Annotated in this window: 17 protein-coding genes; 7 read left to right on the top strand and 10 right to left on the bottom strand. The window is 71.6% G+C overall.

Annotation, left to right across the window (positions count from 1 at the left end):
• Positions 1–5: 5 nt before the first annotated feature.
• Positions 6–416: a DUF7144 family membrane protein gene (locus JNB61_RS06405; protein ID WP_159841049.1), complete on the bottom strand. Its 411-nt coding sequence runs from the start codon at positions 414–416 to the stop codon at positions 6–8.
• Between the two features lie 213 nt (positions 417–629).
• Between JNB61_RS06405 and JNB61_RS06400 the strand changes: the two genes are divergently transcribed.
• Complete coding sequence (locus JNB61_RS06400; protein WP_220339086.1) at positions 630–2294, top strand: SulP family inorganic anion transporter; 1665 nt, start codon at positions 630–632, stop codon at positions 2292–2294.
• A gap of 94 nt (positions 2295–2388) precedes the next feature.
• Entirely contained in the window at positions 2389–4602 is a 2214-nt protein-coding gene (locus tag JNB61_RS06395; RefSeq protein WP_220288723.1) for an ATP-dependent Clp protease ATP-binding subunit, read from the top strand.
• Between the two features lie 168 nt (positions 4603–4770).
• Here JNB61_RS06395 and JNB61_RS06390 read toward each other — a convergent pair whose 3' ends face one another.
• Entirely contained in the window at positions 4771–5352 is a 582-nt protein-coding gene (locus tag JNB61_RS06390; RefSeq protein ID WP_159841055.1) for a nitroreductase family protein, read from the bottom strand.
• A gap of 131 nt (positions 5353–5483) precedes the next feature.
• Here JNB61_RS06390 and JNB61_RS06385 point away from each other — a divergent pair, with 131 nt between their 5' ends.
• A complete protein-coding gene (locus JNB61_RS06385; RefSeq protein ID WP_220339085.1) occupies positions 5484–6326 on the top strand; it encodes a UbiA family prenyltransferase in 843 nt (280 codons plus the stop codon).
• A 159-nt stretch (positions 6327–6485) separates the two neighbouring features.
• On the opposite strand, the gene JNB61_RS06380 is transcribed toward JNB61_RS06385, so the two are convergent.
• From JNB61_RS06380 to JNB61_RS06365, 4 genes are all read right to left on the bottom strand, one after another.
• Positions 6486–7619: an FAD-dependent oxidoreductase gene (locus JNB61_RS06380; protein ID WP_220339084.1), complete on the bottom strand. Its 1134-nt coding sequence runs from the start codon at positions 7617–7619 to the stop codon at positions 6486–6488.
• Positions 7612–8316 carry a methyltransferase domain-containing protein gene (locus tag JNB61_RS06375; protein ID WP_220339083.1) on the bottom strand — a complete coding sequence of 235 codons (705 nt, stop codon included), beginning with the start codon at positions 8314–8316 and terminating at the stop codon, positions 7612–7614. Before JNB61_RS06375 ends, JNB61_RS06380 begins: the two co-directional genes overlap by 8 nt.
• A 13-nt stretch (positions 8317–8329) precedes the next feature.
• Positions 8330–9487 carry a type III polyketide synthase gene (locus JNB61_RS06370; RefSeq protein WP_220339082.1) on the bottom strand — a complete coding sequence of 386 codons (1158 nt, stop codon included), beginning with the start codon at positions 9485–9487 and terminating at the stop codon, positions 8330–8332.
• 76 nt (positions 9488–9563) lie between these two features.
• Complete coding sequence (locus tag JNB61_RS06365; protein ID WP_220339081.1) at positions 9564–10988, bottom strand: MFS transporter; 1425 nt, start codon at positions 10986–10988, stop codon at positions 9564–9566.
• Between the two features lie 57 nt (positions 10989–11045).
• Here JNB61_RS06365 and JNB61_RS06360 point away from each other — a divergent pair, with 57 nt between their 5' ends.
• The 3 genes from JNB61_RS06360 (at position 11046) to JNB61_RS06350 (ending at position 12702) form a co-directional block, all read left to right on the top strand.
• Positions 11046–11582: a winged helix-turn-helix domain-containing protein gene (locus tag JNB61_RS06360; RefSeq protein ID WP_308289137.1), complete on the top strand. Its 537-nt coding sequence runs from the start codon at positions 11046–11048 to the stop codon at positions 11580–11582.
• A gap of 88 nt (positions 11583–11670) precedes the next feature.
• Positions 11671–12138 (top strand): ribonuclease E activity regulator RraA, encoded by a 468-nt coding sequence (rraA, locus tag JNB61_RS06355; RefSeq protein ID WP_159841067.1) that lies wholly within the window; start codon positions 11671–11673, stop codon positions 12136–12138.
• 72 nt (positions 12139–12210) lie between these two features.
• Entirely contained in the window at positions 12211–12702 is a 492-nt protein-coding gene (locus tag JNB61_RS06350; protein WP_159841069.1) for a nucleoside deaminase, read from the top strand.
• Between the two features lie 28 nt (positions 12703–12730).
• On the opposite strand, the gene xdhC is transcribed toward JNB61_RS06350, so the two are convergent.
• From xdhC to JNB61_RS06335, 3 genes are read right to left on the bottom strand one after another with little or no spacing between them, the layout of a single operon-like run.
• Complete coding sequence (gene xdhC / locus JNB61_RS06345) at positions 12731–13564, bottom strand: xanthine dehydrogenase accessory protein XdhC (protein WP_220339080.1); 834 nt, start codon at positions 13562–13564, stop codon at positions 12731–12733.
• A 9-nt stretch (positions 13565–13573) separates the two neighbouring features.
• Positions 13574–16006 (bottom strand): xanthine dehydrogenase molybdopterin binding subunit, encoded by a 2433-nt coding sequence (xdhB, locus tag JNB61_RS06340; protein WP_220339079.1) that lies wholly within the window; start codon positions 16004–16006, stop codon positions 13574–13576.
• Entirely contained in the window at positions 16003–17487 is a 1485-nt protein-coding gene (locus JNB61_RS06335; protein ID WP_220339078.1) for a xanthine dehydrogenase small subunit, read from the bottom strand. The genes xdhB and JNB61_RS06335 overlap by 4 nt, the downstream gene beginning before the upstream one ends.
• A 136-nt stretch (positions 17488–17623) precedes the next feature.
• Here JNB61_RS06335 and JNB61_RS06330 point away from each other — a divergent pair, with 136 nt between their 5' ends.
• A complete protein-coding gene (locus tag JNB61_RS06330) occupies positions 17624–18037 on the top strand; it encodes a VOC family protein (protein ID WP_159841077.1) in 414 nt (137 codons plus the stop codon).
• A gap of 7 nt (positions 18038–18044) precedes the next feature.
• Here JNB61_RS06330 and JNB61_RS06325 read toward each other — a convergent pair whose 3' ends face one another.
• A complete protein-coding gene (locus JNB61_RS06325) occupies positions 18045–19412 on the bottom strand; it encodes a glucose-6-phosphate dehydrogenase (RefSeq protein ID WP_220339077.1) in 1368 nt (455 codons plus the stop codon).
• Positions 19413–19499: the final 87 nt, after the last annotated feature.

Raw genomic sequence — 19499 nt, 5'->3', positions numbered from 1 at the left:
CGGGGTCATGCCTTCTTCGCGTCGATCTCGCGGCCGTGCACGGTGAGCGCGTAGATCACGACGACGTCGATGGCGAGGAGGGCCAGCGACAGCCACGGCTGCACCGAGATGAGCGAGAGCTGGCCGACCGCGTTGATCGCGACGAGCACGATCGCGGTGATGCGGGCCCAGCGCGCGCCCAGGAGCAGGAAGATGCCGACGAGGATCAGCAGCGCGCCGGCGATCAGGTGCCACCAGCCCCAGCCCTGCACGTCGATCGAGAAGAGCGCCTCCTGCCCGAGGAAGTACGCCGTGTCAGGGCCGATGAGGGCCTGGAGGCCGTGGAAAGCGTCGATGGTGCCGCCGACGATCAGCACGACGGCGGCGAACACGCCCCATCCTGCCCAGCCGGAGGTGTTGACGTCAGTGTTGGTCATGCGAGGGGTCCCTTCAAGTCGGCCGGGAGGCCGTTCAACGTCAGGCGGCGTGACCGCCGGGCGGGCATGAATCCCGCTAGGTCAGACTAGCGATCCTGAGAGAACCCTGGGAACACTTGCGCATCACGCGAGTCGCGTGAATTACGCCCGATGACCTCCCGCGTCCAAGGTGGCCCCGCCGGCGACGCCCATGCCTTCGCTAGCGTGTGACCCGTGGGGCTTGATCCGAGGACATGGTTCTCCCGTTCGACGCTGCGCAAGGACGCCGTCGCGGGCGCGATCCTCGGCGTCGAGGCGGTGCCCGACGGGCTCGCGGCGGGGCTCCTCGCCGGGGTGAACCCGCTCGCCGGCCTCTACGGCTACCTCTTCGGCATGGTGGGGGCGGCCGTGCTCACGAGCAGCGCCTTCATGGCCGTCCAGGCGACGAGCGCGATGGCTCTCGTCGTGTCGGACGCCGGGCTCGAGAGCCTCCCGAATCCCGAGCGCGGGCTCTTCACGCTCGCGATCCTGACCGGCATCATCATGGTGATCGCGGGCCTGCTGCGGGGCGGCCGGCTGATCAGCTTCGTGCCGACGGCTGTCATGACGGGGTTCGTGACGGCGATCGGCGTCAACATCATCCTCGGCCAGCTCTCGAACTTCACCGGTTACCAGGCGCAGGGCGCCAACCGGCTGCTCAAGACCATCGACGTGTTCCTGCACGTCGGGCAGTGGAACATCCCCTCCCTGGTGGTGGGGGCGATCGCGGTGCTCATCATCGTGGTTCTCCTGCCGACTCGTGTCGGCAGCATGGGTCTCGTGATCGCCGTCGTGGTGGGCTCGGCGTGCGCGGTGGTGCTGAACGCGTGGGTGCAGAACCCGGTCGTGCTGCTGCGTGACATCGTGGACGTGCCTCGCGGCCTGCCCGCGCCGGTGCTGCCCAGCATCGCCGATGCGCCGACGCTGCTCATCCCCGCGCTGTCGCTGACCTTCATCGGCCTGGTGCAGGGCGCGGCCGTGTCGGCCGGCATCCCGACCGCCGACGGCAGGCGCGCAGATGCCAACCGCGACTTCATGGGGCAGGGGCTCGGCAACGTCGTGTCGGGCCTGTTCCAGGGCATGCCCGTCGGCGGTTCGATGTCGGGGTCGTCTCTCATCGTGCAGGCGGGGGCGAAGACGCGCCTCTCGCTCTTCGTCGCGGGTGCCGTGATGGCCGTCGTCGTCTTCCTCCTGGCGGACGTGGTCGCCTTCGTGGCCATGCCGGCCCTCGCGGGCCTGCTCATCGTCGTGGGGTGGCGGGCGATCAAGCCCAGCCGCGTGTACTCGGTGATGAAGTCGGGGGCGCTGCCGACGACGATCATGGCCGTCACGTTCGGGCTTACCCTCGTCATCCCGCTGCAGTTCGCCGTGCTCGTCGGTGTGGGGCTCGGTGTCATCCTCTACGTCGCCGAGCAGTCGAACAGCGTGCGCGTGCGTGCGGTGCGCCTGACGGATGACGGGCGCATGCGCGAGACCGATCCGCCGGCGGTCGTGCCACCGGGGGAGGTGCTGGTGCTGCAGCCCTACGGGAGCCTCTTCTTCGCCAGTGCGCCGGTGTTCGAACGTCGGCTGCCCGAGGTGAGCCGCGAGTCCAGCGGCTCGGTCGTGATCGTGCGCCTGCGCGGCACCGACGAGATCGGACTCTCGCACGTCGAGGTGCTGCGCCGGTTCGCGGCGCAGCTGCGCGACGCCGACTCGACCCTCAAGGTCGTCGCCACCCAGGACCGCGTCATCTCTCAACTGGCGGCTGGCGGGCTCACCGCCGACATCGGCGCCGACAACGTGTATCGCGGCACCGAGTGGGTAGGCGAGGGACTGCGCCGCGCCTACGCCGACGCCCGGGCGGAGGTCGAGGACTAGCGTCGCATTGCTCGTCGGGCGGGCCACTGGTAAACTTGAGCCATCACGACTCAACTTTGATGAAGAGTTGACGTCCATAGATTTCAGGAGACACATGAACGCCACGCAACAGCCCGGGCAGGAGGACGCGCAGAGCGCCCTCGAGCAGTTCGGCATCAACCTCACCGACCGTGCCCGTCAGGGCAAGCTCGACCCCGTCATCGGGCGCGACAGCGAGATCCGGCGCGTCAGCCAGGTGCTGACCCGCCGCACCAAGAACAACCCCGTCCTCATCGGCGAGCCCGGCGTCGGCAAGACCGCCGTCGTCGAGGGCCTGGCCCAGCGCATCGTCGCAGGCGACGTCGCCGAGTCGCTCAAGAACAAGGAGCTCGTCACCCTCGACATCTCCGCACTCGTCGCCGGCGCGATGTACCGCGGCCAGTTCGAGGAGCGCCTCAAGAGCGTCCTCAAGGAGATCACCGAGTCCGACGGCCGCATCATCACGTTCATCGACGAGCTGCACGTTCTCATGGGCGCGGGCGGCGGCGAGGGGTCGGTCGCGGCATCCAACATGCTCAAGCCCATGCTCGCCCGCGGCGAGCTGCGCCTCATCGGCGCGACCACGCTCAACGAGTACCGCGAGTTCATCGAGAAGGATGCTGCGCTCGAGCGTCGCTTCCAGCAGGTCTATGTCGGCGAGCCCAGCGTCGAAGACACGGTCGCGATCCTCCGTGGGCTGAAGGGACGGTACGAGGCACACCACGGCGTGACCATCAGCGACGGCGCGCTCGTGGCCGCAGCATCCCTGTCGAACCGCTACATCCCCAGTCGTCAGCTGCCCGACAAGGCGATCGACCTGATCGACGAGGCGATGAGCCGGCTCAAGATGGAGATCGACTCGAGCCCGACCGAGATCGACCAGCTGCGCCGCCAGCTCGATCGCATGCGGCTGGAGGAGCTCGCACTCAAGAAGGAGAAGGACGACGCTTCGAAAGAGCGACGCGCGAAGCTGCGCGAGCAGATGGATGCTGCCGAGGCCGAGCTCAAGTCCCTCGAGGAAAGGTGGGAGCGCGAGCGTGCCGGCCTGACCCGCGTCGGCGAGCTGAAGAAGCAGAAGGACCAGGCCGAGACCGACCGCGACCGGGCGCTCCGCGAGGGCGACTACACGCGCGCGTCGAAGCTCGAGTACGAGACGATCAAGCGGCTCGAGCGCGAGATCGCCGAGGCCGAGCGCGCCGAGGCGTCCCGCACCGAGGAGCGCATGGTCAACGAGCAGGTCACCGACGAAGACATCGCCGCCGTCATCGCAGCGTGGACGGGCATCCCGGTCGGACGGCTGCTGCAGGGCGAGACCGAGAAGCTGCTGCACCTCGAGTCCGAGCTCGGCAAGCGCCTCATCGGACAGAAGGAGGCCGTCAAGGCGGTATCGGATGCGGTGCGCCGCTCTCGTGCGGGCATCAGCGACCCGGGTCGCCCGACCGGCTCGTTCCTGTTCCTCGGCCCGACCGGCGTCGGCAAGACCGAGCTCGCCAAGGCGCTCGCGGAGTTCCTGTTCGACGACGAGCACGCCATGGTGCGCATCGACATGTCGGAGTACGGCGAGAAGCACACCGTGTCTCGGCTCGTGGGTGCTCCTCCCGGCTACATCGGATACGAGCAGGGAGGCCAGCTCACCGAGGCCGTGCGACGGCGCCCCTACTCGGTCGTGCTGCTCGACGAGGTCGAGAAGGCGCACCCCGAGGTGTTCGATGTGCTGCTGCAGGTCATGGACGACGGGCGCCTCACCGACGGCCAGGGGCGCACCGTCGACTTCTCGAACGTCATCCTCATCCTCACCTCGAACCTCGGCTCGCCGATCCTCATCGACCCGACGCTGTCGAACGACGAGAAGCGCGACGCCGTCATGGCGATCGTGCGTCAGGCGTTCAAGCCCGAGTTCCTCAACCGCCTCGACGACATCGTCATGTTCGCCGCCCTGAGCGAGGACGACCTCGCGCAGATCGTCGAGCTCGCGGTCGACGCGCTCCAGCGGCGCCTCAAGGACCGCCGCCTGACGCTCGCCGTCACGCCGGACGCGCGCGCGTGGCTCGCCGAGCGAGGCTACGACCCGGTGTTCGGCGCGCGGCCGCTGCGCCGGCTCATCCAGTCCGAGATCCAGGATCGCCTCGCGATGGCGCTGTTGTCTGGTCGCGTGCGCGACGGCGAGGTGGTGCGGGTGGATGTCGCGGCCGACGGCTCCCAGCTCGTGCTCACGAGCGACGGCCCGGCCGCGCCCGAGCCTGTCCGAGAGGATGACGATGTGATCGAGGCGGAGCTCCTCGACGACTGACGCCCGAGAGCCGTTCGGGGTTTTCGGGGCGCACGCCGCACGTTCGGGGCGCACCCGCTGCGCCCCGAACGGACGCGGCACGCCCCGAACGCGACATCGAAGGGCAGAGACACGGATGCCTCGACCGCACGTCGCGGTCGAGGCATCCGTCTGTCGGATCCGGGTGGATCAGTCGTTCACGAGCACCGAGTCGGCGGCGGGGCGGCGCACGCGCGGGGCGTTCTCGCGGGACTGCAGCTCTTCCGATGCCAGGCGGATGTCGCCGAGCTCGCCGATCGCCATGACGGTGACGGGCGTGAAGTCGGAGCTGAGATCGAAGCCTGCGACGATGGCATCCGGGTCGAAGCCGCCCATCTGATGCGTCGAGAGGCCGTCGGCGTGGGCCTGCACGGTGAAGTGCGCGGCGACCTGGCCGGTGTCGTACTGGGCCCAGCGCATGGGCTCGCCGTCGCGCGTGGTCTCGGCCAAGAACACGACGAGCGCCGCGGCGTCGCCCGCCCACGCGCTGTTGAAGCCGGCGAGCGAGGCGAGCACTGTGGCGTGCGCGGCCGAGCCGCGGCGGGCGACGATGACGCGCCACGCCTGCGTGTTGGCGGCGGTCGGCGTCCAGCGGGCGGCCTCGAGTGCGCTCGCGAGGGCGGCCTCGTCGATGACCGACTCGCGGTCGAAGATGCGGGTGCTCCAGCGCTCGGCGAGCACGTCGATGATCGGCGCGTCGGTCTCGGCGGTGCGGGCGGTGAGAGTGGACATGGGCTGCTCCTCTGGGGTCGAGCGATATCTGCCGGGACCCCGTCGGCCCAGATCCATGCAACGACATGGACCTGAGAACATTCCCTGTCGGTCCTCCCGTGTCGTCGCGCGGCCCGTGAGAGCATCGATCCGTGCGCACCGTCCGTGCTCTGTGGGGTTCTTCGCATCCGGGGCCGACGCTCGTCGTGACCGCGCTCGCCCTTGCCCTGGGCATCGCGACAGGACTCGAGGCGTGGCGGCTGGTACTGCTGACGACGGCGGTCTTCGTGGGGCAGCTCTCCGTCGGCATCTCCAACGACGCCCTCGACGCGCAGCGCGATCGCGCGGTGGGCCGCACCGACAAGCCGATCGCCCGCGGCGACGTGTCGGCCGGGGTCGCCTGGGGCGCGGCGCTCGGCGTGCTGGCGCTCGCTCTGGTTCTCTCGGCGCCGTTGGGATGGCGGATGCTGGCAGCCCACGCCGTCACTCTCGGCTCGGCGTGGGCGTACAACGCGGGGCTGAAGTCGACGCCGTGGTCGATCGTGCCGTTCCTCGTGAGCTTCGGGATCTTCCCGTCGCTCGCGACGCTCTCGGCGCCCGATCCCTCGTTCGCGGCGTGGTGGGCATGGATCGCCGGGGCGTCCCTCGGCGCCGCCGTGCACCTCACGAACGTGCTGCCCGATCTCGATGACGACGCGCGCACCGGCGTACGGGGGCTCCCGCACCGGCTGGGTCCGCGGGTGGCGGCCATCGTCGCCGCCCTCGCCGTCGTCGCTGGTGCGGTGGCCGTGCTGCTCGGGGCCGCCGGTGGAGACCTCGCCGCGGTGTCGCCGGTGTCGTGGCTGTTCTTCGCGGCCGTCGTCGCGGTGGCGGGCACGACCGCGTGGCGGGCGATCGCGAGACCGCCGAGCCGCGCGCTGTTCCGGCTCGTGATGCTCGCGGCGCTCCTCCTCGCGGCGCAGATGGTGGCGTCGGGCAGCGCGTTCGTCGCCTGACGCCTCGCCGCGGTCCTGGTTTCTGGCCGTGCGGGCACCGCGGCGCAGCATCCGTTCCCGGCCTCTCCTGCGGGTTCGGGGCGCATGGTGGTCGCTCGGGGCGCTTCCCGCGCGCCCCAAGGGCACGGCGTGCGCCCCAAACCCCGGGCAACGCCGGGGTCAGGCGTCGACGTCGAAGCTCATCGAGTAGGCACGCGCGAAGAGCCGGGCCGACGGGCCGGCGAGCATCGTGCGCACGGCCGCGCGGCGGAGCGCGTCGCCGCGGCCGCTGGGCCTGCCGAGCGCCGTGTTCACGCTCGCGAGCGCGGCCGCGCGCCGCGCCGACTGCACACGGCGTGCCTCCCACCGCAGCAGCCCGACGTCGGGTGCGCGGCCGGTGCGCACCCAGGAGGCCAGAAGGGGTGCGAGCGTCACCGCGTCGAGCAGGCCGAGGTTCATGCCCTGCCCGCCGATGGGACTGACTTCGTGGGCGGTGTCCCCGATCGCGAAGACACGGCCGTGGCGCAGTCGGGGCGCGACGACGCGACGCACGCCGAACGATGTCGCCGACGACACCACCTCAGCCGCCGCCTCCTCCCCGCGGCGGGCCAGCGCGTCGCGCAGCCGCCGTACGCGGTCCTCCGGCTCGTCGCCTGCACCCGGCGGGTCCCACGCGACGAACCGCCGTCGGCCGCCCGGCAATGGGAAGGACTCGAGCACGCCATCGGGATCCAGGTGGATCACCGCGAGCCCGGCGTCGGCGTCGGCGGCAGCATCCGTCATCAGATACCGGTCGCGGTAGTCGCGTGTCGGCACCGCGCCAGGGCGGTAGACGAGCTCGCGTGCCGCGCCTCCGCCGGCGACGACGACGATGCGGCTCTCGGACTCGACAGGGCGGCCGAGGACGCCGGCCCGCACCACCACCGAGTCACGGCGCGGGATCACCGCGAGAACGTAGCCGCCGCGCAGCGGCTCCGGGGCGGCAGCGGCGAGCACGGACTCCGTGCTCGCCTGCGGCAGGGTCGCCACGAACGGAAAGCGCGCCGACAGCACGTCGAAGTGCACGGTGCCGAGCAGCCGCCCTCGGGAACGGGCTTCGCCGCGGCGCACGCGCACGGCCTCGGCGAGGAGGCGCTCCGTGAGGCCCGACGGTTCGAGCGCGGCGAGGACGGGGGAGTGGATGCCGATCGCCCGTGTCCCGTCGCCGACCGCGGGCCGTCGCTCCAGGATCTCGACGTCGACGCCGCGGCGGGCGAGCTCGCCGGCGAGCAGCAGTCCGACCGGCCCGGCGCCGACGACGGTGACGTCACGCACGACCGCGTCCCACCGCCACGAGCCGGAACGGCACCGGGCGCTCCACCGACCAGACTCCGGGGTTGTCGCCCTCGAGCGCGGCCGTGAGCTCGGCCCGCGTGTAGCTGCGGCGGATCGAGCGGAGGCCGTCGGTGCGCAGGAACGTGCCGCGTTGGAACGGTGTGATGCCGACGGCGTAGAGCCCGTAGGCCAGCCGCGAGCGCGCGATGTCGCTGTGCAGCACGATGCCGCGGGAGAGCGCGAGAGACTCCTCCGCGAACGCCGGCAGCCCGTCGCCGAGGTGATGGAGCACGTGGTTCGACAGCACGGCGTCGTACGTCAGCCCCTCGCGGACGAGGGCGGCGGCATCCGCTTCCCGGAAGCTCGCTCCGGCGATCGGCGTGCGTGCCAGGGCGACCTCCAGCGCACGCGGGTCGGGGTCGATGCCGGTCCAGGTCACGTCGAGTCCGTCGCGCCGGGCGGCTGCGGCGAGGCGGTCGATGAGGTCTCCGCCGCCGGACCCGATGTCGAGGACGCGCGCCGGGCGTCCGAGCGACGCCAGATGGGGCCGCAGTCGCGTGCGATACACGACGCCCCAGCCCGACACGAAGCGGTTGACGGTGCCGAAGCGCACCAGGGTGGCGCGCAGCAGGTCCGGGTCGCAGGCCGGATCGTCCATCAGCTCGGCCAGACCCTCGTCGCGGACGGCGAGCCTCATGCCCGTACCCGCTTCACGCGGAGGCCGCCAGGGCGAGATCGACGTCGTCGGCGGTGGCCACCTCCGGGCGGCGGCGGGTCATGAGCGCCGACTCGACGGTGAGGCCCGGGCCGAAGGCGAGCCCGGCGATGCGCGCGCCATCGAGGACGTCGTCGTCACGCAGCAGCGACGCGAGGATGAACAGGATCGTCGCGCTCGACATGTTGCCGAAGTCGCGCAGCACGGCGCGCGACGCTGCGAGGGCGTCCGGCGGGAGGTTGAGCCCCGCCTCGACGCGGTCGAGCACACTGCGCCCCCCGGGATGCACGGCCCACACTTCGGGCGGAGCGTCGTCGCCCAGGAAGCGACCCACAGCGCCCTGGATCTCGCGGCCGATGATGCGCGGCACTTCGGCCGAGAGGATCATCTCGAACCCGTTGTCGCCGATCGTCCAGACCATGTCGGTCTCGCCCTCCTCGGTGAGGGCGGTGCCGAACCTGTCGAGGTCGAGTCCCCCGGGGTTGCCGACGGAGCGGTCGGCGGTGACGATCGCCGCTGCCGCGCCGTCGGCGAAGACCGAAGACGCGACGATCTGCTGCGGATCGTTCGAAGGCCGCAGATGCAGCGTGCACAGCTCGGTGCACACGACGAGCACGACGGCGTCCGGCCGCGTCGCCGCCAGCGCCGACGCGACGCGCAGCGCGGGAAGCGCCGCGGCGCACCCGATGAAGCCGAGATGGCACCGCTCGACCGTCGGGTTGAGGCCGAGGTCGCGTACGAGTCGGTAGTCGGGCCCCGGTGCGAACAGCCCGGTGCACGAGACGGTCACCACGTGGGTCACCGCGGACGGATCGACCCCGCCGTCTGCCAGAGCGCTGCGCGCGGCGGCGGCGGTCAGTTCCGGCGCCGCCGAGATGTACCTCTCGTTGCGGGGTCCGGTGGTGGGGGAGAGGAGCCGCCCCTCGGCGTCGGCGAAAACGGCCGGCTCCGCGGGATCGATCACCGGCGGCGACGCGAACTCGGTCAGCACCGAGTGCCGCGTGGCGATGGCGGATGCGTCGAACACCGCGTGGATGCGGCGCCGGGCGAGGCGGTCCAACCCATCCTGCGCCGCGAAGATGTCGCGCGCCACCTCCTGCGCGATGCGGGTGGGCGGAACAGCTGTGCCGATCGAGACGATGCGGGCCGTCATGCAGCAACCTAAGCACGCCCGCGCCCCGAAGAGCACGACCTTGCCCGAATCCGGGGCGTGGAGTACGCGGCGCGGCTCAGCCGGCGGTTTCCGCGGCGGCGTGCTCGGCGTGCGCGTCGGGAAGCTCCCGCATGCGCCAGAAGGGTCCGATCACCACGAACAGGCACGCGAGCAGCTCGCCGGTCGCGGCGATCCACAGCGTGGGAACGGTGCCGATCCACGTTCCGAGCGCGCCCGCGAGGAGTGCTCCGATCGGCATCACCCCCCACACCACGAAGCGGATCGAAGCGTTCATCCGGCCGAGCAGGCGCGGCGGTGTGATGCGCTGGCGGAAGGTCACCTGCGTGATGTTGTAGAGCAGGATCGTGAAGCTCATGATGAACCCCTGAACCACCAGCAGCGGAAAGGCGAGTGCCGGCACGAGCGAGATCGCGGGGAGGAAGAAGGGGGCGACGCTGAAGGCGATCGCGCTGATCGGGATCGCCCGCGCCTCGCCGAGCAGCGCGATGATCCGGGGCGTCACCACGGCGCCGACCAGGCCGCCGACCGCAGACAGCGAGAACACGATGCCGAACATCTGGGGGCCGAGGCCCAGCTCGCGCAGCACGAAGATCGGCACGAGCGTCTGCGCGATGGTCCCGAAGAAGTTCGCCGTGCCCGTCGTGCCGACGATGCGGCGCAGCAGCGGGTTGCCGAACACCCAGCGAAGGCCCTCGCCGATCTCGTGCACGAGGGGCTTGCGATCCTCGGCGGGGCGGGGCTTCTCGTGGTCGCGTGTGAAGAGCAGGGCGACGAACGAGGCGACGTACGTGCCGACGGTGGCGAAGATCGCGAACGGCGCGGTGAGCACGCCGATGAGCCAGCCGCCCACGCCGGGGCCGGCGATGTTGGCGAGCTCGTACGTCGACTGCAGCTTGCCGTTGGCCTCGCCGATCTGGTCGGTGCGCACGAGCGAGGGGATGATGCTCTGGTACGACACGTCGAAGAACACGGTCGCGACCCCCATGACCAGGGCGACGACGATCATGTGCCAGATCTCCAGCACGCCGAGCAGCGCCAGCACCGGCAGCGTCGCGAGTGCCACCGCCCGCACGCCGTCCGCCCAGATCATCACGCGGCGCTTGCGCATACGGTCGATCCACGCTCCGGCGGGAAGGCCCACCACGAGGAAGGCGGCGACCTGTGCCGCGTTGAGCAGCCCGACTTCCCACTCCGTCGCGTCGAGCATGAGAACGGCGAGCACCGGTATGGCGAGTTCGGTGATCTGAGCGCCGAACTGGCTGAGCGCCTGCCCTGACCACAGTGTCAGGAAGTTGCGATCCCGCCAGAGCGATCCCTTCGGCGCCGGTCGGGGCGAGGCGACGGCCGCAGCATCCCGATCCGCTTCCACCGCCGCGTCGGCACCCGGGCGGGATGCGAGGACGGAGGCCTCGGCCCGCGCCTCCGCAAGCACGGCGTCGTCGACGTCCTCGGTCGCCGCAGCGTCGTCTGATTGGGACATGTCAATCAGTGTGAGCCAGTGATTGAGATCTGTCAATCACTCAGCTAGCCTCGTTCCGTGGCGTCCGAATCCGAGGAGCGGATCGAACTTCGCCGGGGGGATCCCGAGGGCGAGGCCCGCATGCGCGCCCTCAGCTCGCCGCTGCGACTGCGGGTGCTGCGGCTGTGCGCATTCGAATCGCGCACCAACAAGGAGCTCGCCCAGCTGCTCGGCGTGAACCCGGGCACCATGCTGCACCACGTGCGCACGCTCGTGCAGACCGGCTACCTCGCGGCCGAGGCCGAGCGCACCGGCGCCCAGGGCGCGCGCGAGGTGCCGTACCGTGCGACCGGACTCTCGTGGCGCACCTCCATGCCCGGCGGTTCGCCCGTGCTCATCGAGACGTTCCTGCAGCAGATCGAGAACGTCGACCCCGACGACCTCGACACGACGTGGATGGGTCTGAAGCTCACCCCCGAGCACCTGAAAGAGTTCCGGCAGCGCCTCTACGAGCTCGTGAACGAGTTCAAGGAGCGCGGTCCCGACCCCGACGGCGAGACGTACTCCTTCTTCAGCACGCTCCACCCCGATGAGAACCCGCCCGCACTCTCCTGACGCGGGTTCTTGCGGTTCGCAGAAGGGCGCGCGAACTTCTCAGGATCACGGATGCCGCGGCCCGCAGCATCCGTCATAGCGTGAAGCCATGACCACCGCGACGGCCGACCTCTACGACGAACGCGGCGACGAGCTCGACTCGCTCGCGCTGCAGCTGCACGACCTCGGAGGGCGCGTCGCATTCGACGGGCCGATTCGCACGGTGCGGTGCCACCGCGACAACGCGCTCGTGAAGGCGGTGCTCGCAACCCCGGGCGGCGGCGCCGTGCTCGTGATCGACGGCGGGGGATCGCTCGAGTCGGCGCTGGTGGGCGACCTCATCGCGGCGTCCGCGGTCGAGAACGGCTGGGCGGGGCTCATCGTGCACGGAGCGATCCGCGACCGGACCGCGATCGGCGGCCTCGACCTCGGGGTCAAGGCGCTCGGCTCCAACCCGCGCAAGAGCGCCAAGGCCGGCGTCGGCGAGGTGGACGTGCCCGTGGTCATCGCGGGCGTCGCGTTCGTGCCGGGCAGGCACGTGTGGGCCGACGCCGACGGAGTGCTCGTCGAACGCTGACCGCCGGGGCGGGCGTGTCGTGCGCGGCGAGGGGTGGTGCGCATCGAGCGAGGCGCTCGTAGGGTGGGGCTGATGTCCTCCACCGACGGGACGCCCGCCCGTTACCTCGCCCGGGCCATAGAGATCGCGACCGAGAACGTGCGCAACGCGGGCGGTCCGTTCGGCGCGGTCGTGGTGACGGCGGACGGGCAGGTGTTCGAGGGCGTGAACCGCGTCACCGCCGATCTCGACCCGTCCGCGCACGCCGAGGTCGTCGCCATCCGGCGGGCGTGCCAGGGCCTCGGCACCTTCGACCTCACCGGCGCCACGCTCTACACGAGCTGCGAGCCGTGCCCGATGTGCCTCGGCACGGCACTCTGGGCCCGCGTAGAGCGGGTCTACTTCGCCGCCGACCGCGAGGACGCCGCCGCCGCGGGCTTCGACGACGCCGTGTTCTACCGCTACTTCGACGGCCACCCCGAGCACCGCGACATCATGCCGGTGGAATCGATCGAGCTCGGCCCCGACGACCGCATCGCGCCGTTCACCGAATGGGGCCGGACCTCGACCCGCATCGAGTACTGATCGGTCTGGTCCTGATCTGAAGAACGGCTCAGCCCGGCGGAACGGGCGCGGCCTGCTCGATCAGCTGGAGCAGCTGGGCCGACACGCTGACAGCGATCGCCGCGGGCTGCTTGCCCGGGATCCCGGGGAGGCCGATCGGGGTCGTCACCCGGGCCAGGGCCGCGTCGTCGTGGCCCGCCTCCCGCAGCCGCGCCCGGAAGCGGACCCACTTCGAGCGCGAGCCGATGAGGCCGATCGAGCCGATGCCCTCGGTGCGCAGCGCCTGGTCGACGATCGCGAGGTCTTCCGCGTGGTCGTGGGTCATGACGAGCACGTGCGTGCCCGCCGGCACGGAGCCCAGCACGGACTCGGGCACCGGCGCGTGGTGCACGTGCACCCGCGCGACCGCATCTGCGAGAGGCCCCGGCAATCCGTCCACCCCCAGCCGGGCCGGCGCGAGCATCGGCTCGCGGGAGTCGACGAGGTGCAGGTCGAGGTTCTGGCGCGCGAGGATGCGCGCGACCTCGAGCCCCACGTGGCCCATCCCGAACACCGCGACCGACGGCACCACCCGCACCGGCTCCAGCATCAGCGTGACCTCTCCTCCGCAGCACTGCACGCCGTACTCCGTGGTCTCCTTGTCGCTCAGGGTGAGCGAGAGCAGCTCGGGTTCGGCGGTCCCGCGGGCGAGCATCGCCCGGGCGTGCGCGACGGCGGTCGCCTCGAGATTGCCGCCCCCGATGGTCTCGAAGACCTCGGCCGGCGAGACCACCATCTTGGCGCCGCCGTTGCGGGGAGCGTGTCCGCGCACCATCGCGAGAGTCACGATCACCGCGGGCGTGCGCGCCTCGCGCAGGTCTCGCGCGGCGTCCAGCCAGTCCATGGCCGCCCCTCAGCGGCCCGCCGTGAGCAGGTCGGGCTCCGCCGACCCCGAGTCTCCGGCGGTGGCCGGGGCCGCAGCATCCGTCCCATCACGGGACACGGATGCTGCGCCCGCAGCGCCCGCACCGCGCGCGGCCTCGATCGCCCAGAACACCGCCTCCGGGGTGGCGGGCGACGACAGCTCGACCGAGCGGCCGCCCGGACCGAAGGCGCCCACCGCCTGGCGCAGCGCCTCGCGAACGCTGAACGCGAGCAGCAGCGGCGGCTCTCCCACGGCTTTCGAGCCGTACACGGCGCCGTCCTCGCGGGCGTCCTCGAAGAGCGCGACGTGGAACTCCTCGGGCATCTCGGAGAAGCTCGGCAGCTTGTAGGTGCTGGCCGACGGCGTCTGCAGCCGCCCGCGCGTGGGTCCGTCGCCGGCGTCCCAGCGCAGCTCCTCGAGGGTCAGCCATCCCGTCCCCTGCACGAAGCCGCCTTCGATCTGGCCGATGTCGAGCAGCGGCGAGAGCGAGTCGCCGACGTCGTGCACGATGTCGACGCGGCGCAGGCGATACCCGCCGGTGAACCCGTCCACTTCGACCTCGGCCGCGGCACAGCCGTACGCGAAGTACTTGAACGGCGACCCCTGCTGCCGGTCGGCGTCCCAGTGCAGGCCCTCCGTGCGGTAGTAGCCGGCGGCGAACAGCTGCACGCGCTGCAGGTAGGCGGCCGCGACGACGTCGGCGAACAGCATCCGTTGCCCGCCTCCGAGCGGCTCGACGTATCCGTCCGAGAAGCGGACGTCGCGGGCGTCGACGCCGAGGAGGCGGCCGGCGACGGCGGCCAGCCGCCCGCGGATCTCTTCGCACGCGAGCTTGACCGCGCCGCCGTTGAGGTCGGCGCTCGACGACGCGGCGGTCGCGGAGGTGTTCGGCACCTTGTCGGTACGGGTCGGGGCGACCCGCACCGCCTCCAGCGGCACGCCCAGGGCGGTCGCGGCGACCTGCAGCATCTTGGTGTGCAGGCCCTGGCCCATCTCGGTGCCGCCATGGTTGATGAGCACCGAGCCGTCCTTGTAGACGAGCACCAGCGCGCCGGCCTGGTTGAACGCGGTGAAGGTGAACGAGATGCCGAACTTCACCGGCGTCATCGCGAGGCCGCGCTTGCGGTCGGCGTGCGCCGCGTTGAACCGCGAGATCTCCCGCAGCCGGGCGTCGAGATCGGAGTCGGCGCGCAGCCGGTTCCAGATCGCCGGCAGACGCCCGGCGTCCTTCACCAGCTGCCCGTAGTGCGTCCGCTGGCCGGGGCGGTAGAAGTTCTTCGCCCGCAGCTCGAGCGGATCGATTCCGAGCACGGGCGCCGCCCGGCCCAAGACGTCTTCGATCAGGAACGCGCCCTGCGGCCCCCCGAACCCCCGGAAGGCCGTGTTCGACGGCTTGTGCGTCTGCGCGACACGACCGTGCACCCGCACGTTCGGGATCCAGTAGGCGTTGTCGACATGGCAGAGCGCACGGCCGAGCACGGGCTCGGAGAGGTCGAGGCTCCAGCCGCCGTCCGAGGTCAGGGTCGCGTCGAGCGCCTGCAGGCGGCCCTCCACGTCGAAGCCCGCCCGCCAGGCCATGTGGAACGGGTGGCGCTTGCCCGACATCGTGATGTCCTGGGTGCGGGTGAGCCGCAGGCGCACCGGGCGTCCGGTGAGCTTCGCCCCCAGCGCCGCGACCGCCGCGAACCCGTGCGGCTGCATCTCCTTGCCGCCGAAGCCGCCGCCCATGCGCAGGCACTCGACGGTGACCTCGCTCGACGCGACGCCGAGCACGTGCGCGACGATCTCCTGCGTCTCGGAAGGGTGCTGCGTCGAGCACTCCACGAAGTACCGCCCGTCGGGGTCGCGCACCGCGAACGAGGCGTGCGTCTCGAGCGAGAAGTGCTCCTGCCCGCCGACCACGCTCTCGCCTTCGAACACGAACGCGGAGGACTCGAGGGCGGATGCCGCGTCCCCGCGCGCGATCGTGCGCGCCACGCCCTGGAACGACCCGGCGGCGATCGCCTCCTCCACCGTGATGAGCGACGGCAGCGGTTCGTACGACACGGTGACGGCGGCGGCGCCCCGGCGCGCAGCATCCGTCGTCTCGCCCAGCACCCACACCAGCGCATGCCCGAAGAACATCGCCTCGGTCGGGAAGAGGGGCTCGTCGTGCTTGACCCCGGCGTCGTTGACGCCCGGCACGTCGTCGGCGGTGAGCACCCTGACGACCCCCGGCACGCCGTAGGCGGGCGCCACGTCGACGGTGACGCGGGCGTGCGCCGAGGTCGACTGCACCGGCCACGCGGTCAGCACGCCGTGGGCGCGGGCGGCGACGTCGTCGGTGTAGACGGCGGCTCCGGTGACGTGCAGCGCTGCGCTCTCGTGCACGGCCGGGCGGCCGACGACGGGGTTCTCGGGGCGATCGGCGAGCGAGCTCATGCCGTCGCCTCCTCCACATCGCCCGACGTCGCGAACAGCGCCGGCAGCGCGGTGCCGAGCATGCGTGCGCGGTACGCGGCGCTCGCGCGATGGTCGTCGAGCGGCGTCCCCTCGCGTTGCAGGACGGCGGATGCTGCCGCCACCGTCGCCCGGTTCCACCGGCGTCCTTCGAGGGCCTGCTCGGTCGCGTACGCGCGCAGCGGGGTGGCCGCGACGCCGCCGAGGCCGATCCGCGCGGCGGTCACGACGCCGTGGTCGACGTCGAGCGCGAACGCGACCGCCACCGACGAGATGTCGTCGAACCGCCGCTTCGCGATCTTGTGGAACGCGGTGATCCGCCCGGTGCCGGTGCCCGCGCGGCCTGCGCCGGGGTGGGCGGGCAACGGGATGCGCACGGTCCGGATGAGCTCGTCGCGGCGGCGGACCGCCGTGCGATACCCCGTGAAGTAGCCGGCGAGATCGACCTCGCGCTCGCCGCCGTCGGCCGAGACCAGCACGACGCTCGCGCCGAGCGCGAGCAGGGCGGGTGCTGCATCGCCGATGGGGGACGCGGTGCCGAGGTTGCCGCCGAGCGTCGCGCGATTGCGGATCAGGCGCGACGCGAACTGTGGCAGCAGCTGCGCGAGCAGCGGCACCTGGGGGCCGACGCTGCGCTCGATCTCGGAGAGAGGCACGGCGGCGCCGACCTCGACGACGCCCGCCGAGAACTCGACCGCGCGCAGCTCGGGCAGGCGCTCGATCGCCACCAGGACCGGTGCGCGGGCGGCGCGCAGGTTGACGTCGACGCCCCAGTCCGTGCTGCCGGCCACGGGCAGCGCCCCCGGCTCGTCGCGCAGCAACCGGAGCGCCTCGTCCAGCGTGCCGGGTCGCACGAAGCGCCCGTCGTCCGCGCGCACGTCGGTGCTGACCGGGGGAGGCGCCGGCTCGGCCGACCGCGCACGAAGCGGATCATCGGGCGACGGCATCCCGAGCCCGAAGGCCGCGTCGCGGATGGGCCGGTAGCCCGTGCAGCGGCACAGGTTCCCACCGATCGCATGCAGGTCGAACCCGTTCGCCCCGTGCTCGCCGCTCGCCGCTGCCGGCCCGTGCTCGCCGCTCGCCGCTTTCGCCCCACGGTCGGCGCGGTAGAACTCGGCGGCCATCGCACAGGCGAAGCCGGGCGTGCAGTAACCGCACTGCGAGCCGCCGGCGGCCGCCAGCTGCTGCTGCACCGGATGCAGATCGTCGGGCGAGCCGAGCCCCTCCGAGGTCACCACCTCCTGCCCGTCGAGCGCGTGCACCGGAAGCAGGCAGGCATTGACGGGCGTCCACACCGTGCCGGCGTCGGGTCCCTCCGTGGCCAGAAGCACGGCGCACGCGCCGCACTCTCCCTCGGCGCAGCCCTCCTTCGCACCGGTCAGCCCGAGACCGCGGAGCCACTCCAGGGCGGTGGCGTGCGCGACCGCGCCCACGAGCGGGACGACCCGCCCGTTGACGGTCACAGCGCTGTCACGGTTCGTGCGGATGCCGGGAGTCTACGCCGCGCTCTCGGCGCTGCGAAGGTACGCCGCGACCCCTCTGGACACACCCCGCGGGCAAGAGGATCGTTGGCGGCGGCACAACCACTGGGAGGCTGTCATGTTCACACCCGATCGGCCGTTTTCGAGCTTCGCCGTACCCGATATCGGCGCAGCCGTGGCCTTCTACCGCGACACCCTGGGGCTCGACGTCACGGTTTACGAAGAGATGGGGGGCGGCTTCACCATCGCGCTCCCCGGCGGCGGGAGCATCTTCGTCTATCCGAAGGAGGATCACGAGCCGGCGGTGTTCACGATCCTCAACTTCAGCGTCGCCGACGTCGATGCCGCCGTCGACGACCTGAACCAGCGCGGCGTCGTCACGAAGATCTACACCGACCCCGACTACGGAACCGACGAGAAGGGCATCTCGCGCGGCTTCGAGGGCGGTCCCGACATCGCCTGGTTCAAGGACCCCGCAGGCAACGTCATCTCGGTCGGCCGGATGGAGCCGCAGATGATGGGCGAGATGTAGCGCCGGATCAGGGCAGCGCCGGCCACGCGTCAGGCGCGAGCGAGCCCGCCGGATACTCGTCGAGGGGCACCTCGCCGGCGCGCCAGGCTTCGAGTACGGGGTCGACGATGCGCCACGACTCCTCGGCCGCGTCGCCGCGCACCGAAAGGGTCGCGTCGGCGTCGAGGATGCCCGAGAGCACCTCGCCGTACGCCTTGAGCGCGCCTTCGCCGAGGTCGGCGCCGATCGTCGCGCGCTCGAGCTCGAACGGGTCGTCGCCGCCGTTGACGTTGAGCTCGAGATCCATGTGGTCGGGGCCGAGCGAGAAGCGCAGCACAGAACCCGGCGCGGGGCCCGTCAGGCCATCGGGCACGTGGTTGACGCGGCGGAACGTCACGACGATCTCGCCCTTCTTCTCGGGCAGCGCCTTGCCCGATCGGAGGCGGAAGGGAACGCCGGCCCACCGGTCGTTGCGGATCTCGCACACGAGCTCTGCCAGGGTCTCGGTGTCGCGGGCGGCATCGACGCCGGGTTCGTCGACGTACGAGGGCAATCGCCGCTCACCGATCTCACCGGCGGTGTAGCGCGCTCGCCGCGAAGCCTTCGCGGGATCGTCGCGCCACACGTGGGTCGCGCGCAGCACGGCGGATGTCGCGTCGCGGAAATCGCGTTCGTGCAAAGTGGCGGGCGGCTCCATGGCCAGGATCGCCATCACCTGCAGCAGATGGCTCTGGATCATGTCGACGAGCGCGCCGGCGCGGTCGTAGTAGCCGGCGCGACCTTCGAGGCCGAGGGTCTCGTCGTAGCGGATCACGACGGACTCGATGTCCTGCGCCCGCCACACCGGCGCGAACACGCGATTGGCGAAGCGCACGCCGAGCAGGTTCAGGGTGGTCGACCGGCCGAGGAAGTGGTCGATGCGGAACACCTGCTCCTCGGGCACCAGCCGGGCGAGCGTCGCGTTGAGCTCGTGCGCGCTGGCCTGGTCGACACCGAACGGCTTCTCGAGCGCGAGCACCGTGCCCTCCGGGATGTCGACGTCGACGAGCGCCTCGCAGGCGGCCTTCGCGACCGCCGGCGGCACCGCGAAGTAGAGCGCGAGACGGCCCTCGTTGCCGGCGAGCAGGCGGGCCAGATCGCCCGCATCGGTGATGTCCGCGCGCTCGTACGTCGTGTCGGCGACCAGGTCCAGGGCGCCGGCGAAGCCCGCCGTCTCGAACGAATGGCGCACGGTCGCACGCCAGCGCGCGTCATCCCAGTCCTCCATGCCCGCGCCGCGCAGCCGCACGCGGCGATGCGGCTCCAGTCTGAGCAGCTGGCCGAGCGCCGGCAGCAGCAGCCGAGAGGTGAGATCGCCCGAGGCGCCCAGGATCAGGAGCGTGGTATCCGCCGACATGACGCCACGTTATCGACCGGCGTGCGGGCGGAGGCAGGGGCTGGCGGGCGGGGCGGTCCTGTGCAAACGCCACCCGCCCGCGGTCAT

It is taken from the genome of Microbacterium ureisolvens (assembly GCF_019511645.1).
Taxonomy (GTDB): Bacteria; Actinomycetota; Actinomycetes; order Actinomycetales; family Microbacteriaceae; genus Microbacterium; species Microbacterium ureisolvens_A.
The sequence above is the reverse complement of the archived record's forward strand: the minus strand, read 5'-3'. Positions and strand labels throughout refer to the sequence as shown.

Excerpts from the sequence above, each read along its gene's own strand:
- JNB61_RS06365 (WP_220339081.1), bottom strand. The coding sequence starts at position 10,988 with ATGTCCCAATCAGACGACGCTGCGGCGACCGAGGACGTCGACGACGCC.
- JNB61_RS06375 (WP_220339083.1), bottom strand. The coding sequence starts at position 8,316 with ATGAGGCTCGCCGTCCGCGACGAGGGTCTGGCCGAGCTGATGGACGAT.
- JNB61_RS06405 (WP_159841049.1), bottom strand. The coding sequence starts at position 416 with ATGACCAACACTGACGTCAACACCTCCGGCTGGGCAGGATGGGGCGTG.
- xdhB (WP_220339079.1), bottom strand. The coding sequence starts at position 16,006 with ATGAGCTCGCTCGCCGATCGCCCCGAGAACCCCGTCGTCGGCCGCCCG.
- JNB61_RS06395 (WP_220288723.1), top strand. The coding sequence starts at position 2,389 with ATGAACGCCACGCAACAGCCCGGGCAGGAGGACGCGCAGAGCGCCCTC.
- JNB61_RS06350 (WP_159841069.1), top strand. The coding sequence starts at position 12,211 with ATGTCCTCCACCGACGGGACGCCCGCCCGTTACCTCGCCCGGGCCATA.
- rraA (WP_159841067.1), top strand. The coding sequence starts at position 11,671 with ATGACCACCGCGACGGCCGACCTCTACGACGAACGCGGCGACGAGCTC.
- JNB61_RS06390 (WP_159841055.1), bottom strand. The coding sequence starts at position 5,352 with ATGTCCACTCTCACCGCCCGCACCGCCGAGACCGACGCGCCGATCATC.
- JNB61_RS06370 (WP_220339082.1), bottom strand. The coding sequence starts at position 9,487 with ATGACGGCCCGCATCGTCTCGATCGGCACAGCTGTTCCGCCCACCCGC.
- JNB61_RS06325 (WP_220339077.1), bottom strand. The coding sequence starts at position 19,412 with ATGTCGGCGGATACCACGCTCCTGATCCTGGGCGCCTCGGGCGATCTC.
- JNB61_RS06330 (WP_159841077.1), top strand. The coding sequence starts at position 17,624 with ATGTTCACACCCGATCGGCCGTTTTCGAGCTTCGCCGTACCCGATATC.
- xdhC (WP_220339080.1), bottom strand. The coding sequence starts at position 13,564 with ATGGACTGGCTGGACGCCGCGCGAGACCTGCGCGAGGCGCGCACGCCC.